Below are 562 nucleotides of genomic sequence, written 5' to 3' on the forward strand. Positions count from 1 at the left end.
AACATAATATATATTATGCGAACTTAAATGGATGTAAAAAAGAGAGCCGAATGCCTCGATTTTTAAGATGCTCGGATTATGCTTTGGGATGTTCTTATAATACGACTTATGACAAATTGACCTTTGTCATTGAGGATGTTTATTGTGTTGTTTTGCAGGTATTCAAATTTTAAAATCTGACTTTTATTTTGGGTAATCACCCTGCAGATTTTTAAATCTTAATTTAGTTGTCGATTGCCAGGTAATTCAATCCATAACCTAATGACTCCAACTGTGAATCGAATTTGTCTGGATTTAGAACCCTAAAATTGACTAGATATTTGGCCGGTTCATTGAGTGCCTTAAAACTACTGCAAGCAATTAAAAATATGTGAGTTTTAAATTCTAACTTTATTTGAGAATAAATATTTTGGCCGCTTCAGTGGCCGGATGATTAAAACAGCGTCAGAGTATGTATTAACCAAGAAACTCCGAATTTCTGAGTGTTTCTAATTTTGTATAAAAACCAATTTCTTTTAGATAGTTTTGCATCCGTTTTGGGGGTCCTAGGGATTTTGCCTCC

The sequence above is a fragment of the Methylophaga sp. UBA5088 genome (genome assembly GCF_002414625.1).
GTDB classification, from domain to species: domain Bacteria; phylum Pseudomonadota; class Gammaproteobacteria; order Nitrosococcales; family Methylophagaceae; genus Methylophaga; species Methylophaga marina.